Annotated in this window: 14 protein-coding genes; 5 read left to right on the top strand and 9 right to left on the bottom strand. The window is 56.7% G+C overall.

What is annotated here, in order from left to right:
• Positions 1–13: 13 nt before the first annotated feature.
• Entirely contained in the window at positions 14–796 is a 783-nt protein-coding gene (xth, locus tag JM93_RS03510) for an exodeoxyribonuclease III (RefSeq protein WP_145340651.1), read from the top strand.
• A 519-nt stretch (positions 797–1,315) separates the two neighbouring features.
• Here xth and JM93_RS03515 read toward each other — a convergent pair.
• Positions 1,316–2,218 carry a tetratricopeptide repeat protein gene (locus JM93_RS03515; RefSeq protein ID WP_208994894.1) on the bottom strand — a complete coding sequence of 301 codons (903 nt, stop codon included), beginning with the start codon at positions 2,216–2,218 and terminating at the stop codon, positions 1,316–1,318.
• Between the two features lie 668 nt (positions 2,219–2,886).
• Here JM93_RS03515 and parE point away from each other — a divergent pair.
• From parE to JM93_RS03535, 4 genes are all read left to right on the top strand, one after another.
• A complete protein-coding gene (gene parE / locus JM93_RS03520; protein ID WP_145340652.1) occupies positions 2,887–4,917 on the top strand; it encodes a DNA topoisomerase IV subunit B in 2,031 nt (676 codons plus the stop codon).
• An 88-nt stretch (positions 4,918–5,005) separates the two neighbouring features.
• Positions 5,006–5,797, top strand: a complete 792-nt coding sequence (locus tag JM93_RS03525; protein ID WP_145340653.1) for a sulfotransferase family 2 domain-containing protein — start codon at positions 5,006–5,008, stop codon at positions 5,795–5,797.
• 257 nt (positions 5,798–6,054) lie between these two features.
• Positions 6,055–7,491, top strand: coding sequence for a DEAD/DEAH box helicase (locus tag JM93_RS03530; RefSeq protein WP_145341049.1), 1,437 nt, complete (start codon positions 6,055–6,057; stop codon positions 7,489–7,491).
• 120 nt (positions 7,492–7,611) lie between these two features.
• Positions 7,612–8,667: a GGDEF domain-containing protein gene (locus JM93_RS03535; RefSeq protein ID WP_145340654.1), complete on the top strand. Its 1,056-nt coding sequence runs from the start codon at positions 7,612–7,614 to the stop codon at positions 8,665–8,667.
• Between the two features lie 42 nt (positions 8,668–8,709).
• Here JM93_RS03535 and tenA read toward each other — a convergent pair whose 3' ends face one another.
• From tenA to JM93_RS03575, 8 genes are all read right to left on the bottom strand, one after another.
• Positions 8,710–9,372, bottom strand: coding sequence for a thiaminase II (gene tenA / locus JM93_RS03540; RefSeq protein WP_145340655.1), 663 nt, complete (start codon positions 9,370–9,372; stop codon positions 8,710–8,712).
• Positions 9,373–9,399: 27 nt separating this feature from the next.
• Positions 9,400–9,777 carry a Fe-S cluster assembly scaffold SufA gene (gene sufA, locus JM93_RS03545; protein WP_145340656.1) on the bottom strand — a complete coding sequence of 126 codons (378 nt, stop codon included), beginning with the start codon at positions 9,775–9,777 and terminating at the stop codon, positions 9,400–9,402.
• A gap of 93 nt (positions 9,778–9,870) precedes the next feature.
• Positions 9,871–10,266 carry an SUF system Fe-S cluster assembly protein gene (locus JM93_RS03550; RefSeq protein ID WP_145340657.1) on the bottom strand — a complete coding sequence of 132 codons (396 nt, stop codon included), beginning with the start codon at positions 10,264–10,266 and terminating at the stop codon, positions 9,871–9,873.
• Between the two features lie 12 nt (positions 10,267–10,278).
• The gene (locus tag JM93_RS03555; protein WP_425280802.1) at positions 10,279–11,535 is read right to left on the bottom strand and encodes a cysteine desulfurase; all 1,257 of its coding nucleotides are present in this window, start codon (positions 11,533–11,535) and stop codon (positions 10,279–10,281) included.
• 15 nt (positions 11,536–11,550) lie between these two features.
• A complete protein-coding gene (gene sufD / locus JM93_RS03560) occupies positions 11,551–12,873 on the bottom strand; it encodes a Fe-S cluster assembly protein SufD (protein WP_145340658.1) in 1,323 nt (440 codons plus the stop codon).
• A 17-nt stretch (positions 12,874–12,890) separates the two neighbouring features.
• Complete coding sequence (sufC, locus tag JM93_RS03565; RefSeq protein ID WP_145340659.1) at positions 12,891–13,643, bottom strand: Fe-S cluster assembly ATPase SufC; 753 nt, start codon at positions 13,641–13,643, stop codon at positions 12,891–12,893.
• 68 nt (positions 13,644–13,711) lie between these two features.
• On the bottom strand, positions 13,712–15,184 hold the full coding sequence (gene sufB, locus JM93_RS03570; RefSeq protein WP_145340660.1) for a Fe-S cluster assembly protein SufB: 1,473 nt from the start codon (positions 15,182–15,184) through the stop codon (positions 13,712–13,714).
• 117 nt (positions 15,185–15,301) lie between these two features.
• Positions 15,302–16,468 carry a cysteine desulfurase family protein gene (locus JM93_RS03575; RefSeq protein ID WP_145340661.1) on the bottom strand — a complete coding sequence of 389 codons (1,167 nt, stop codon included), beginning with the start codon at positions 16,466–16,468 and terminating at the stop codon, positions 15,302–15,304.
• Positions 16,469–16,653 lie beyond the last annotated feature (185 nt).

A 16,653-nucleotide genomic window follows, 5' to 3' on the forward strand; every position in this document is an offset into this window, starting at 1 on the left:
GGCTGGACCCTTCATGAAAATCGCAACCTGGAACATCAATGGCGTCAAGGCGCGCATTGACACCGTGCTGGACTGGCTGAAAGAAACCAGCCCCGACATAGCCTGTTTTCAGGAGATCAAGTCCGTCGACGAGAACTTTCCGAGGCAAGCATTTGAGGAATTGGGCTACAACGTTGAAACCCATGGTCAAAAAGGCTTCAACGGCGTTGCCCTCTTGTCGAAGCTGCCGCTGGAGGACGTTCAGCGCGGCCTTCCTGGCAACGATGATGACGAACAGGCGCGTTTCATTGAGGCGACCGTGTCGACCAACAACGGGGCCGTCCGCTTCGGGTGCCTCTATCTGCCGAACGGCAATCCGCTCGGCACCGAAAAGTTCACTTACAAGTTGGAATGGATGGACCGGCTGATCGCCCACGCCGAAAAACGGCTGGCGGAAGAAACGCCTTTTCTCTTGTTAGGCGATTACAATGTCATTCCCGACCCGGTCGATGCCAAGAACCCGGAAAACTGGTTCGATGACGCCCTTTTCCAGCCGGAAAGCCGGCAAAACTTTAGAGCGCTTTTGAACCTCGGCTTCACCGAGGCGGTACGGAATTGCACACAAGCCGAGGAAATCTTCACTTTCTGGGACTATCAAGCTGGTGCCTGGCAGAAAAACAACGGCATCCGCATTGATCATGTCCTGCTGTCGCCCCAAGCTGCGGACCTGATGAACGGCTGCGGCATAGACAAACGTGTGAGGGGGTGGGACAAGCCCTCCGATCACGTACCGGTTTGGGTGGATCTCGCCGCCTGAGGATAAAATGCGCCCGGATCTGCACATTCAATAGACTTGATACGTATTGCACCCATGATAGGCTTCCCGCAATGGGATAAGTGCAACGCGCAGGCGCCCCGAACGCGCGGGATTGGGGCAAGGTTTGCCAGTGATCAGTTTCGTCGTGAAATTGTTCACAGCAACCGGCCTCGCCCTCATACCGGCTGTCAGCTTGGGCGCAGGTGCGCCTCCAAAACCCGCCAGTCAGTTGGAGCAAGTTCAATCCCCCACCGTGAGCTGCACTTGCCGGTACCGCGGAGACGATTTTTTCATTGGTGAAACGGTCTGCTTGCGGAGCCCTCAAGGGCCCCGTCTTGCGACCTGCCAAATGGTGCTGAACAACACGTCCTGGAAATTCTCCGACACACCCTGCCCGTCCGCCTCGCTACTCCCGTCCCATGGCGTTCCACACACACCGTGGCAATCGGGCTCAAAAGGCTGACGGGTTTTCAAATGCGCCGTAAGCGGCCTTTAAGAACAACAGAACCAAACGGCCGCTTATTCGGTTGTTGTCTGCTGAGCGGCGTAGAGCTCCGGCCGGTTGTTTGACAGCCATTTGCTCGACATATCCCGGGACTGGGCCCGCACGAGTTCGCTGGCCAGTCCGAAATATTTTTCGTGAAGATTGCGAATCCAGGCTTCGTTGTTCGCCGAAGCCTGCTCGAGCGCAACGGACAGCCACATCAGCCCGCGGGCCTTTCTGCTATCGGATTGCCCGATTGTGAACAATGTTTCACCAAGGCGCGCCTGTGCTCCGACATGCCCCTTGATGGCCGCCAGATTAAACCACCGGACGGCCATGCGGGCATTGCTGCCCTGATACATGCGACCAAGCTCAAACTGTGCGTCAGCGTCTCCAAAATAAGAAGCTGCATGGGTGAAGATCTGCTTTGCCCGGGCAGGGTTCGCGGTCACACGCTCCCCAATTCCATCCCGGTAGTAGTTCCCTAGGGCAACGAAAGCACTTGCGACGAATGGCGCGTCCGGGTCGGTCGGACTGTCGTCCCCATGCTCGCGAACCACCTGGCTGTAATACTCGAACGCCTTCAAGTCGTCTTCCTGGACGCCGTCGCCATGGGCATACATTTCGCCAAGCTTCCAAGCCGCCATCGACTGGCCATGGTCAGCTGCGTATCTCAGTGAGTTGAGCGCTGCTTCTTTGTCACCGGAATAATATTGCCGGGCTCCAGCACGAAGCGCTTCGCTCGGGCTGAGATCCTGCGGCCCGATTTCCGTGTCCGGATCAGCCGGAGTTCCATCAAATGCCTGCGCCCGGTAATCACCAAGCCCGATGCAGCTGACAAGCATGCAAACGGCAACAAGCCGCGCAAAACCGCGGCCATACGCCGTCTGGATCACGCCCTGATATCCGCTGTCATTCATCTGCAATAACGAGGACATTCCCTCACACTCATTTCTCTGCGGCCTGTTGGCCTGCAGTATTTGACGCTTTTCCTGTTGCTGCCGAGAATACCTGTGCATTTCGGCCAGACTGCGACCCTGCACCGCATGATTGTGGCAAGAGCGCGGACTCTTTTTGACTGTGATCGTGCCGGATACTCTGCCGAGAGCTCTTTGATGCCGAACCAACTTATTTTGCGCCCTTGAGTTATCGTTCATGCCGCGAATGCAGTTCAGTCCGGAACCACCCGCCTCCAATGCCCAAACGACAGCCGTGCCTATTCCCTGATGATCAATCATGGCCGAACCGCGGCATCAATGGCGAACACGGTGCCCAAACGTGACTCTGCTGCACAGTGTTGCAAACGCGACACAGCTGCCTTGGCGATAATCTGGACTGACCCACACATGAAACCAGTCTCCCCGCCGGTGCACTCATAATTTTCGGTTTGTGTCACGCCGCCCCCACGGATGTTTCAACCATGGCTCCAAACACAGCACGAAAGGGGTTGAGATTCCCTTGACCGAAAGCCTGCAGATATAAACAGCTGGAAAATGCGTGGGGGAAACAAAGAACATTTTGCTGTATGTGAACAGTCTTGAGATGATAAGGCCCGACTCAAGCGCCCCGATACAGGGTCGTACAATAAGAATGGACACCTTAGAGCATGAGTGCAAAAGACGATCTCTTCGCAGGCGGATCTGATGCAGCAACCCGAAAAACCGAAACCCCTGCACCCAAGAGCCGTCCTGCCCTCACGCCCGTCACCGACGATTATTCTGCCGCCGACATTGAAGTTCTAGAAGGTCTCGAGCCTGTTCGGCGGCGGCCGGGAATGTATATTGGAGGAACGGACGAAAAAGCCCTCCACCATCTGTTTGCCGAAGTCATCGACAACTCCATGGATGAGGCCGTTGCCGGACACGCCACGTGGATTGATGTGACCCTCGGTGCCGACGGGTTCTTGACTGTGACGGACAACGGCCGAGGGATCCCAGTCGACCGGCACCCGAAATTCAAGGACAAATCCGCCCTTGAAGTGATCATGACGACACTGCACGCCGGCGGAAAATTCGATAGCAAGGTGTACGAAACGTCTGGCGGCCTGCACGGCGTCGGAGTCTCCGTCGTCAATGCGCTATCGGAAGAGCTGGTGGTCGAAGTCGCCAAGGCCCGCAAGCTTTACCGCCAAACCTTCCGGCGCGGGATCCCGGATGGCCACCTGGAGCTTGTCGGCGAGACTCAGAACCGCCGGGGCACTTCAGTCCGCTTCAGGCCGGATGCTCAGATTTTCGGGTCAACTGCCGAATTCAAGCCGAGCCGGCTTCTGAAAATGGCCCGCTCAAAAGCCTATCTGTTCGGCGGCGTCGAGATCCGCTGGCACTGCGATCCGGTTCTGATCCAGGAAAAAGACGAAACGCCCGCCGAAGCCGTGTTCCATTTCCCCGGCGGTTTGCGCGACTTCTTGAACGAACGGCTCCAGAAGGAGCGCCGGGTCGTCGATGATGTTTTTGCCAGCAAGACCGCAAAGGCCGGCAGCCATGGCTCCGTTGAATGGGCGGTGACCTGGTTTGCGGGCGATGGCTTTATAAATTCGTATTGTAACACCGTCCCCACTCCGGAAGGCGGCACCCATGAGGCGGGCCTTCGATATGCATTGTTGCGTGGACTGAAGGCTTATGGCGAACTGACCAACAACAAGAAGGCATCGCTGATCACTGGCGATGACATTCTGACCTCCGCTGGCGGCATGCTGTCAGTTTTTATCCGCGAGCCGGAATTCGTTGGTCAGACGAAGGACAAGCTTGCCACCAACGAGGCGACCCGGATCACGGAAAACGCCGTCCGCGACGCTTTCGACCATTGGCTGACGGCCTCCCCCAACCAAGCGAACAAGCTGCTGGAATGGGTGATTGACCGCGCAGAGGAACGTCTGCGGCGGCGGCAGGAGAAGGATGTGGCCCGCAAGACCGCAGTCCGTAAGCTCCGCCTGCCCGGTAAGCTTGCCGATTGTTCGGCCAATCAGGCCGAGGGCACCGAACTGTTTATTGTCGAGGGCGATTCAGCGGGCGGCTCGGCGAAGCAAGCACGCAACAGATCCAATCAGGCAGTTTTGCCGTTGCGCGGCAAAATCCTGAACGTGGCGAATGCCGGCCGAGAAAAACTTGCAGCGAACCAGCAGCTCGCGGATTTGATCCAAGCACTTGGATGCGGGACCCGCTCCGCCTATCGCGACACTGATCTGCGCTACGAAAAGATCGTCATCATGACCGATGCCGATGTTGACGGCGCCCACATCGCTTCTCTGCTGATCACTTTTTTTTACAGGGAGATGCCAGAATTGATCCGCAACGGGCACTTGTTTCTCGCTGTGCCCCCGCTTTACCGGCTGAGCCAGGGTGGCAAGACGTTCTATGCACGTGATGATGCGCACAAGGATGAATTGCTTGCACGCGAGTTCAAGGGAAAAGGCAAGGTGGAGATCGGAAGATTCAAGGGTTTGGGCGAAATGTTGCCGGCCCAGCTCAAGGAAACCACCATGGACCCGGCAAAGAGAACCATGCTGCGGGTCAGCGTTTTGGAAGACGCCATCGCCGATACCAACGATGCCGTCGATCGCCTCATGGGCAACAAGCCCGACGCGAGGTTCCGGTTTATACAGGAAAATGCCGAATTCGCAGAGGATTTGGACATATAAACCCCAAGCTTGCAAATACCCGGATAATTGACCTTTGGGTCAACATCAGGTAGCCAACATACCGAAGTTAAACACTTGGACATCTTTGATGCTGCGCACGCTTTACAATCTGTTTGACCGCAAAAAGCGGCCGTTGCGGCAACATTCCTTCATTGTGTTCCGGGACAAGGGACTTGCGTTTGGACGGGTTCCGGGCGATCCCTTCTTGTGGGCCCTGCCCGTGATATCCGCGCTTGATAGCAAGTCTGCAGCTGCATCGCCCCCTAAATTCAGGGACACCTCCTGCCCGCCGGTCTGGCAAAGCGATATTGAACTGCTCACTGCCCGCGAATTGAAACGCCGCTATCCGGACATGCCTGTTTTCGCATGTGTGCAGTCTCCAATCGAACGTGTCGTGTCTTGTTATGAGAACGTCATTCTCGGCGACATGCCGCTTACAGCCTATTTTGCGGAAAAGCGTTTTTCGAAAGACATGTCGATCACCGCGTTCGCGGCGAAGGTCGCCAATTTGCCGGACATGAACGCGGACAATCTGCTGCGAAACCAGACGTCGATCTTGAACCACCGGAAGCAGCTAGTGCCAGATCTTCTGGTTGACATCGACAGCCCGGATCAGCAGGCAGGCGCATTGTCCCGTCTGCTCAAGGCGCATGGCGTGAAGATGCCGGCCCTTAAGCGCATTTCCTATTCGGCCCGGCACAATGTGCTGACCGACGAGCTGCTCGATTCCAGTGCTGCCCGCCTGGTTCGCAAGCGCTATGCCCGCGATGCCGAGCTCTTCAACATGCCGCTTTATGCGTCCGGAGCAACTCCGAAACCGCTCTCCAGCCGCCCGGTGATGACCAACGCGGTGCAGGCAGACAGCGCGCCCCGCCTCTAACAAACGCAGCGGCACTTTCTTTGCCGCTTACAGACTTTTCAATATTTAATGTATCCGGCAAAACATTTTTCACTGTTTGCGGAGCCGTGACTTAGCAGCTCCCTTAGCCATACTGAGCTAAATGACCGAATTTATGCATATTTGGCAGTTACGTCGATTGACTTGACGGGTTTAAAATGTAGGGTGGCCGCGACTTCGTCAGCTGTGTGATGCTGATGACTTCGACCCAATCTTACAAAATCTGGTCAAGCGGCTACATGTCATTCAATTCACTCGGTCTTAGCGAGAAAGTCCTCTCTGCGGTGGAAGCTGCAGGTTATACGGAACCAACAGCCATTCAGTCGGGAGCAATTCCACAGGTACTGGAACGGCGCGACGTATTGGGGATCGCTCAAACCGGCACCGGCAAAACAGCCAGCTTCACTCTCCCAATGCTTACGCTCCTCGAGAAAGGCCGCGCCCGCGCCCGGATGCCGCGCACGCTGATTCTGGAGCCAACCCGGGAACTTGCTGCTCAGGTCGAAGAAAACTTCGAAAAATACGGCACCAATCACAAACTGAATGTTGCGCTGCTGATCGGGGGCGTTTCGTTTGCCGAGCAGGACAAGAAGCTTGACCGCGGAACAGATGTCCTGATTGCAACACCAGGCCGCCTGCTGGATCACTTTGAACGTGGCAAACTGCTGCTCCAAGGTGTCGAGATCCTCGTGATCGACGAAGCCGACCGCATGCTGGACATGGGTTTCATTCCAGACATCGAACGGATCTGCAAACTGATCCCTTTCACACGCCAAACCCTGTTTTTCTCGGCCACCATGCCGCCGGAAATCCAGCGCCTGACGGAGACTTTCCTGCAAAATCCGGCGCGAATCGAGGTCGCGAAAACCTCATCCACTGCAGTGAACGTCAGCCAGCGCCTGAAAGCGTCCGAAAACGTCGACTATGAAAAGCGCGCAGCCTTGCGCGAACTGCTCGAAGAAGCCGAAGATCTTCAAAACGCGATCGTCTTCTGCAACCGCAAGCGCGATATCTCGACCCTTTTCCGGTCCCTCGAAAAACACGGATACAATGTTGGCTGCCTGCATGGTGACATGGACCAGCGCACCCGCATGCTGATGCTCGACAATTTCCGAAAGGGCAACATAAAGCTTTTGGTCGCCAGCGACGTGGCCGCACGCGGGCTGGATATTCCCGAAGTGAGCCATGTGTTCAACTACGATGTGCCGAGCCACGCCGAAGACTATGTACACCGGATCGGCCGGACGGGTCGCGCAGGCCGCTCAGGCGCCGCTTACACGCTGGTAACTGGAGACGATCAGAAATACCTCAAGGCAATTGAAGAGCTGATTTCCATCGAGATCGAGTGGACCGGCGCGCCAATAGACTTTGAGGCTGCCGCAGAAGAACGCAAGGCTCGCCGACGCGGTGGCCGCAATGCCAAGTCCGCTTCGTCAAAGAACGGCTCAAGCCGCCGCAAAGTTGCGGACAATGACGACAAGCAAGAAGCAGCTCCAGCGGTAACGGCTGTGGAAGACGCACCGGCTCCGCAGCGCCGCCGCCCTGCCCGTCAGGCCGCTGCGCAAAAAAACCAAAAGCCGCGCGCAGCTGCAGACCGGGACGAACCAGCCTTTGGGGCCGGCAGTCATATTCCTGCATTCTTGCTGCGCGAACCTCGGCCTAAGAAGGCATCTTGATACGGGTTCCCAGCCAATTGTGACAGGCTTAACCGGACCTTAAATCTTCCAGTAGAATTGTATTGGTCGAGCAAGCTGCCGTGTGGGGCGGCTAGGCACGCTCGACCAGTGGGATTCTAAATGGCCGAAGATGAAGATCATAAGCGGACGATTGTGTACGGCGAGTCCGCGCTCTCCTACATCAAACGGAATACGTTGCCTGCGTATCCCCGTTCATATGAGCTTTGGTACACATACTCCGCTGGATACAACCACGGTCTCAATCGGGCCGTCAATGAGATTTTGAAAGACAAAGGCCGGGTCAGCTCTGAAGAAATGCTGGCGGTTTACGGAAAGTTCTTGTCTCCCAACCGCTTGGGCGACCGGCTCGATGAAGTTGGCTCGAAAGTTTCGAGGGAAGTCGAAGATCTGGTCAACGCGCTCAAGCTGAGTGCGGATGCCACATCGGACTATGGTGACGTGCTCGAGAGAGCCGGTCAGAAGCTTAAAAAGCTGAAAGACCCGGAAAAGCTTCAAATCTTCATGACCCACCTCATGAAGTCGACCCACACGGCTGTGGCGTCCAACCGGCAGCTCGAAACACAGCTTCTGGAGTCAAAGCGGCAAATCGAGAATCTTCAGGCCAATCTCGAAGCAATTCGGTACGAATCACTGACCGATGAGCTGACCACCTTGTCCAATCGCAAACATTTCGACGCGACGCTGGAGCGGAGTTTGGCTCATGCGGAAGACAACAACTCGTCTTTCGCACTGCTTTTGACCGATATCGACCACTTCAAGAAATTCAACGATACCTATGGCCACCAGACCGGCGATCAGGTTCTTCGGCTGGTCGCCCTTGCGGTCAAGCAAAACGTCAAGAGCCACGATTCGGCGTGCCGGTACGGCGGTGAGGAATTCGCGATCATTTTGCCGATGACAGACCTGGATGAAGCAAAGTCGATTGCAGAAAAAATCCGCAAGTCTGTCATGTCGAAGGAACTGGTCAAGCGGTCCACCGGCGAAAATCTTGGCCGCATTACAATCTCCATCGGGATTTCGATCTACCGCCCAGGCGACAGCACGCATTCCATCGTGGCGCGGGCGGACGAGGCGATGTATGCCGCCAAACACGGCGGGCGCAACATGGTCAAAACCGAAAAAGACCTTTCAGACGACCAGATCGCCGTCTCCTAAACGATCCTACCCAAAGCCGTGCAGTTTCACACCGGCTTTCTCTCAAGACGCTTCAAGGCCCATCTGCCAAAAATCCGCCTCAAGCTGGCTCGCCTTGGCAAACAGCTTTCGTAAACGCGGAACACGCGCCTCGGTCAGATAGACACCAGCGGTCGCGTCAATCCACGCGCCGAATTCTGCTGCCAAATTCTGGTAGGTCGATCCGGAATATTCTTCGATCCAACGCTTATACGGATTGCCGTCGAGCGTTTGGCCATGTTTTTCGGCGAGGCCTTTGCCAATCTCGGCATAGCCGATGATGCACGGAGCAAGCGCAACCTGCAGGTCGAGCAAATCACCTGCCATGCCCGCCTCGAGGACAAACCGGGTATAGGCAATGGTCTGGGCCGCTTCCGGCGCGTTTTCAATATCTTCGCGGCTCATGCCCCAGGATGCGCACAATTCCAGATGCAGATCCAGTTCCACATCCATAATCGCCTTCACGCCCTCGAGCGATTGACGCATGTCCTGAGGTGTCGGGCTTTTGTAAATGCCGAGCGCATAGGCCCGGGCAAATTGGATGAGAAAAAGGTAGTCCTGAACCAGATAGTGCCGGAACGACGATTTCGGCAACTCGCCGGTGCCGAGTTCATGGACGAATTGGTGCTCGACATACGAGGCCCAATCGCCAGAGGCGTCTGCCTTCAAACGTGAAAAAAGGTGCAAAGCATCCCCTTGAGATGTGCCGTTTTGTTACTGGCTCAGACTGGCCGGATTTGCAGCCTGAAGAGAGACAGACTCGCCGCACCCGCACGCAGATACTTCGTTCGGGTTCTTGAAAACGAAACCGGAGCGGAATTTGGTCACCTCGAAATCAACCTCGGTTCCAAGCAGGAACAGCATGGCAGACGGCTCGACGAACACCTTAGCGCCCTTATCTTCGACAAGGTCATCGCCTGGCTTATGTTCACCGACGAGATCCATGGTGTACTCCATGCCCGCACAGCCGCCTTTCTTGATGCCAAGTCGCAATCCAATGGCATCCTTGTCTGAATTCTCGATAAGCTCACGCACGCGCTCAGCAGCAGCGTCGGTCAAGGTCATTACCTGAAATTTCCGGGCAGCGGTCATCACATCCTCTGATGTCAAAGGCCAAGGGCTTTTGAACTTGATATAGGAATTCAGGTTAAGCGTCAAAAGGGGAAGCGCGCCCGCGCCCGTTAATCAGTACCAGTTAAGGGCGACTTTCGCTTCATCTGACATCCGGTCCGGGGTCCAAGGCGGGTCAAACACCATATCGACATTAACCGGCCCAACCCCTGCGACAGAGGCGACAGCGTTTTCCACCCACCCCGGCATTTCACCGGCAACCGGGCACCCCGGTGCGGTCAGGGTCATATCAATATTGATCGACCGGTCGTCTTCGATATCAACTTTATAAATCAGGCCCAGCTCATAGATATCGCACGGAATTTCCGGGTCATAGACGGTCTTGAGCGCGCCGATGATATCGGTTGTCAACTGCTCCAGTTCCGCCTGAGGGATCGCGCTTTTGCCGGTCACCTCAGCCTGAAGTTCTTCCCCGGCTTCATTGTGATCGATGGTCGTTGAGTTTTCCATCGCTGGTGTTCCTTACCCCAAAAATCCCTGGGCCTTGATCAACGCGGCGTGGAGCGCATCCACTTCCGCACGGGTGTTGTAAAGACCGAAGCTCGCCCGACATGTAGATGTCACGCCGTATTTTGCCAAGAGTGGCTGGGCGCAGTGTGTGCCCGCACGCACAGCGACGCCGGAGCGGTCAATGATTGTTGCCACATCATGTGCATGAGCGCCCTGCAATTCAAAGGACACGATAGCACCCTTGTCCGGCGCGGTGCCGAAAATCCGCAAGGAATTGATCTCCGACAGCCTCTGATGCGCATAGTCGCGCAAATCGGCCTCGTGACGCGCAATGTTGTCCCGTCCAACCGCCTCCATATAGTCGAGGGCGGCACCAAGCCCAATCGCCTGAACGATCGGCGGAGTTCCCGCCTCAAAACGATGCGGCGGATCGTTATACGTGACGACATCCTCGGTCACATCGAGGATCATCTCGCCGCCGCCGTTGAACGGCTGCATCTGCTTCAGCAGCTCGGACCTGGCCCACAACACGCCGATCCCCGACGGTCCATATACCTTGTGGCCGGTGAAGCAGTAGAAATCACAGCCCAGATCCTGCACATCGACATTCATGTGGACCGCGGACTGACTGCCGTCGACCAGAACAGGAATACCGCGCTCATGGGCGATCCGGCATACCTCCTTGATCGGCACCACGGTACCGAGCACGTTGGACATATGCGTGATCGCGACGAGTTTGGTCTTCTCGTTCAAAGCCTCAGCAAACGCCTCCAGGTCGAACGAACCGTCCTCTCGGACATAAACCCATTTCAAAACCGCGCCCTTGCGCTCGCGGTAGAAGTGCCAAGGAACGATGTTTGAATGATGCTCCATGATCGACAGAACGATCTCATCGCCCTCCGCGATCCGGTCTGCACCAAACCCGTGAGACACAAGGTTTATCGCCTCGGTGGTGCCCTTCGTGAAGACGATCTCGTCGACACTGGGGGCGTTGAGGAAACGGCGCACCTTCTCGCGCGCAGCCTCATAATTGTCAGTCGCCGTGTTCGACAGGAAGTGCAAACCGCGATGCACGTTGGCATATTCTTCAGAATACGCCTTGCTCACGGCATCGATGACCGCCTGCGGCTTTTGCGCTGAAGCACCATTATCAAGATAGACAAGCGGTTTGCCATAGACCTCGCGCGCAAGGATTGGGAAATCCTTGCGGATGGCTTCAACATCGTATTCCGTGGCAGCCTGTTCAGGCATCGCAGTTGCAACCGTCATTCCGGCGCTGCTCCTTTAGTTTTTGGCGGCAAGCCAGTCGCGAACGCGGGCTTCGAGACCCTCGGTCACGTCATCTTCGCCATATTCCTCAATGGCTTCGGACAGAAAAGCCAGAACCAGCAAGGTCCGCGCCTCATCTTCCGGAATTCCCCGCGCACGCAGGTAAAACAGAAGGTCCTCGTCCATCTGGCCGCTGGTCGCCCCATGCGCGCAAATCACGTCATCGGCGAAGATTTCCAGCTCCGGCTTGTTGGCCATCTCTGCTTCTTCAGAAAGAAGTAGGGCCTGGGTCATCATCTCGCCATCGGTTTTCTGCGCATGCGGTGCGACATTGATACGCCCCTGGTAAACGCCCCGGGCCCGATCATCGAGCACGGTCTTAAAGAACTCCCGGCTGTTGCAATGGGGAACCGCGTGATCAACGATAAGGGTCTGATCGGCAACGCCTTCCCCGCGCGCCATGGATACGCCGTAGATCTTGGCCTCCGAATGCTCGCCTGTAAAATTGACGAATTGCTGGTTGCGCACGAATGACGGGCCCGCAATAAAGCCCAGCGACTTAAACTCTGCTTCAGCGCCAATGGTCGCGATGGTTGTGAACAGCCGCGCCGGGTCGGCGTCGCCTGCAATAAGCCGGGTCGCGGCCACTTTCGCACCGTCAGCGACGTGATAGTCAAACACCGCATTGATTTCACCATTGCCGGTATCTCCGGCAAATGTCTCCAGAACCCGCAAGGATGCGCCCTTAGAAACAGTAATTTTCGAGCGGGTGACCAGTGCACCGGAACCGGTGCCGACATGGACAACCTCGACAGGCTTTGAAACAGCAGCGCCTTCTTTGACAACGAGCAAGACGCCGCCTTGAACAAACGCCGTGTTCAGCGCAAGAACGCCGTCTAAGCCTGCGGTCGTTGGCTGGGCCAGGAGATCGGCCGCGGTTTCCGCACTCAAGGCTTCGCTGAAATCGGTGACGGTCACGCCTTCACCGGCGAGCGCCGGCGCATCGCTGACATCGGCCATGAAACGGCCGTTTGCGATTACGATCCGGTAGCGGTCCAGGTCACCATAGCTGTCCTGCGCATCCAAGATCGCGCGGACCTCATCGAGCGTAGCCGGCCCGGCAAGCGGGGCGCCCGATTTCATATAGGCGCGCAGGTCCGTGTATTTGTACTCCTCTACCCGGCGATGCGGCAGTCCTTTGTCGCGGATTTGAGACACCGCTGAGTCCCTGAGGCCGACAATCACCTGAGATCCGGGCAAATGCGCTTTGGCAGCGTCAAACCGATCGATGAGATCTGTCTCAGCCTGGGTATGCTTTATGGGCAAACTTGCATTCATTTTGCTCTCCCCTGCCATCAAGCGGCGTTGACGAAATCCGCATAGCCGTTTTTCTCCAGCTCAAGCGCCAGATCCTTGTCACCGGTCTTGACGATCTTGCCTTTGGACAAGACGTGGACAACATCGGGGACAATGTGATCGAGAAGACGCTGGTAGTGGGTGATCACCACCATCGCGCGCTCCGGCGAACGCAGCTTGTTGACGCCTTCGGACACGATGCGCAGCGCGTCAATGTCGAGACCGGAATCCGTTTCGTCCAGGACGCAAAGCTTCGGCTCAAGCAAAGCCATTTGCAGGATCTCGGAACGCTTCTTCTCACCGCCGGAAAAGCCGACATTGAGCGGGCGCTTGAGCATGTCCATGGTGACATTCAGATCGGCGGCCTTGGATTTCACCATCTTCATGAAATCCGGGATCGACAGCGCCTCTTCACCGCGTGCCTTACGCTGTGCGTTCAAAGCCGTTTTGAGGAATTCCATGGTCGCAACACCCGGAATTTCGATCGGGTACTGAAACGCCAGGAACATGCCGGCAGCCGCCCGCTCATCCGGCTCCATGTCGAGCATGTTCTCGCCGTTGAACAGGATTTCGCCTTCCGTGACTTCGTAATCGTCCTTGCCCGCCAGAATGTAGGAGAGCGTGGATTTGCCGGAGCCATTCGGCCCCATGATGGCATGAACTTCGCCTGCCTTGACCGTCAGGTCGATGCCGCGCAGAATTTCCGTTTCGTCTTCCGCAATGCGGGCATGCAGGTTTTTGATCTCAAGCATCAGAGGATTTCCTCAATTTAATGGTGCGCTTCAAAGCGCCGGAACTGTGACTACCAAACAGGCGCCGATTACCCGACCGAGCCTTCCAGGCTGATCGAGATCAGCTTTTGGGCTTCAACCGCGAATTCCATCGGCAGCTGCTGGATGACGTCCTTGACGAAACCGTTGACGATCAGCGCCACGGCCTCTTCCTCGGACAAACCGCGCTGCAAGCAATAAAACATCTGGTCGTCCGAGATCTTCGAGGTGGTCGCCTCGTGCTCGAACTGGGCGGATGCGTTCTTGCTCTCGATGTAAGGCACCGTATGCGCGCCGCAATCCTGGCCGATCAGCAGGCTGTCACACTGGGTAAAGTTGCGCGCCTGTGATGCCTTGCGGTGTGCGGACACCAGACCCCGGTAGGTATTGGATGACTTGCCCGCGGATATACCTTTCGAAATGATCCGGCTGGACGTGTTCTTGCCCAGGTGGATCATTTTTGTTCCGCTGTCGATCTGCTGAAAGCCGTTGGAGACGGCAATCGAGTAGAACTCGCCACGGGAATTGTCGCCGCGCAGAATGCAGGACGGGTACTTCCAGGTGATCGCGGAGCCGGTCTCAACCTGGGTCCAGGAGATCTTGGAGTTCTTGCCGCGGCAATCGCCCCGCTTGGTGACGAAGTTGTAGATGCCGCCCTTGCCTTCCTTGTCGCCCGGGAACCAGTTCTGGACGGTGGAGTATTTGATCTCCGCATCGTCCAGCGCAACCAGCTCAACGACGGCTGCGTGCAGCTGGTTTTCATCCCGCTGCGGCGCCGTACAGCCTTCCAGGTAGGAGACGTAAGAGCCCTTGTCGGCGATGATCAGCGTGCGCTCGAACTGTCCGGTGTTCTGTTCGTTGATCCGGAAATAGGTCGACAGTTCCATTGGGCAGCGTACACCCTCCGGAATGTACACAAAGGATCCATCAGAGAACACGGCCGAGTTCAACGTTGCGTAGTAGTTGTCGGTGACCGGAACCACGGAGCCGAGATACTTCTTGACCAGATCCGGATACTCGCGCAGCGCCTCGGAAATCGAACAGAAAATGACGCCGGCCTTTTTCAGCTCTTCCTTGAAGGTCGTAACGACAGAGACGCTGTCAAACACCGCATCGACCGCAACCCGGTTTTTCGGCTCGACGCCCGCCAGAATTTCCTGTTCGGCCAGCGGAATGCCCAGTTTTTCGTAGGTTGCCAGCAGTTCCGGATCAACCTCATCGAGGCTTTTCGGCCCCTCAACGGATTTCGGAGATGCCCAGTAATACAAAGCGTCGAAGTCAATTTTCGGATAGCTGACGCGCGCCCAGTCAGGCTCTGCCATCTGCTTGAAGCGGCGCAGCGCATCGAGGCGCCACTCGGTCATCCACTCCGGCTCGTTCTTTTTCGCGGACAGGAACCGCACCGTCTCTTCTGAAAGGCCTTTCGCGCCCTTTTCAGACTCAATGTCGGTTACGAAGCCATATTTATACTGGTCAACATCGATCGCTTTGACCTGATCGATTGTTTCCTGCACAGCCGGCATATCTTCACTCCATCTGTTCGGGGTTCAAGGCCCCGACGGTGGTCTCATTCATCTTCTTTTCAGCCCGTCTGGAACACGGAGACTGATAGTTTGCGGGCGGTCATGGACCGCACGAATTCAAGCCGCCCTTGTTCGGGCCTGAGGATTAAGCCGGTCGATAATCTTCGGCCAAACCTCTAAAAAACGGTCGATGTGCCTGGTTCCGGTGTCCCAGCCCAAGCTGACCCGGATCGCGCCGCGGGCAATCTCTTCGCTGTAGCCCATGGCACTTAGAACATGGGAAGCAGACACCTTGCCCGACGAGCACGCCGACCCGGACGATACTGATACGTGTTCCAAGTCGAAGGCGATCAGTGCTGTTTCAGCTGGAATGCCCTCAACAGCGAAACAGGTGGTGTTTGCGAGCCTTGGGGCATCCTTTCCGAATACGATCGCCCCTGGGCACAAGGCTTGAATCCCCGCCTCAAGACGATCACGTGCAGCTCCGATCTGTTCCACACAGTCAAGGTCGTCCAAGGCGCGTTCTGCGGCTTCACCGAAGCCGGCTATTGCGGCGACATTTTCCGTGCCGGATCGGCGCCAGTTTTCCTGCCCGCCGCCGTTGATCAATGGCGCAGGAACGCGGGCCGTGGAACGAACGACAAGGGCGCCAATGCCTTGCGGCCCGCCGAATTTGTGCGCGGAGACCGACACAGCATCTGCATGCCATGCCTCCATATCAATCGGCATCCGGCCGGCGGCCTGAACCGCATCGACATGGAACAAAGCGTCATTTTCCCTCACCAGCGCCCCGATCTCGGCAAACGGCTGGATGACACCGGTTTCATTGTTGGCAGCCATTATCGACACGAGGCAGCTGTCTTCGCTGTCCAGCAGCTTCGCAAGCTCTTCAAGATCGACGATGCCGTTCGAATCAACCGGCACCACACGTTGATCTTTCACGGCAAACCGTCCTCCGGACAGGACGGAAGGATGCTCCACCGCGCTGCGGATCAGCTTGTCGAGGTAAAGCGGCGCGCCCTGATCCTGCCAAATAGGCGTCAAGGCGGTCATGTTGGCTTCCGTCGCACCCGATACAAAGGTCACAGCCCGGGTCTTTGCGCCGCAAAGCCTGGCCACTCTCTGCCGGGCCTTTTCGATCCGGCCCCGCGCTTTGCGCCCGTGTCCATGGACCGAAGAAGCGTTGCCTGTATCGTTCAGAGCGTCGATCATGGCATCGCGCACGGTTGGCCGCATCGGCGCCCCCGCGTTGTGATCCAGATAAATCGGCTCGGATTTCGGCATTTGTCCGCTTCAAACGTTGTTTTCAATCCTGCGGCGCCCGGTGCCGCCCGTGATTCTTGACCGGGGCCGCACGGAAAACTTGAAATTTTCCCGTGCGATGGCGTAAACGTGCCCAATCCTGACGAAACCGCGTCATGCGCAAGCCAGACCGGAGCAGTCTGTTTCGAATAATTCTAAAGAAGGTT

Origin of the sequence: Roseibium hamelinense (genome assembly GCF_007830545.1) — a bacterium.
GTDB lineage: Bacteria > Pseudomonadota > Alphaproteobacteria > Rhizobiales > Stappiaceae > Roseibium > Roseibium hamelinense.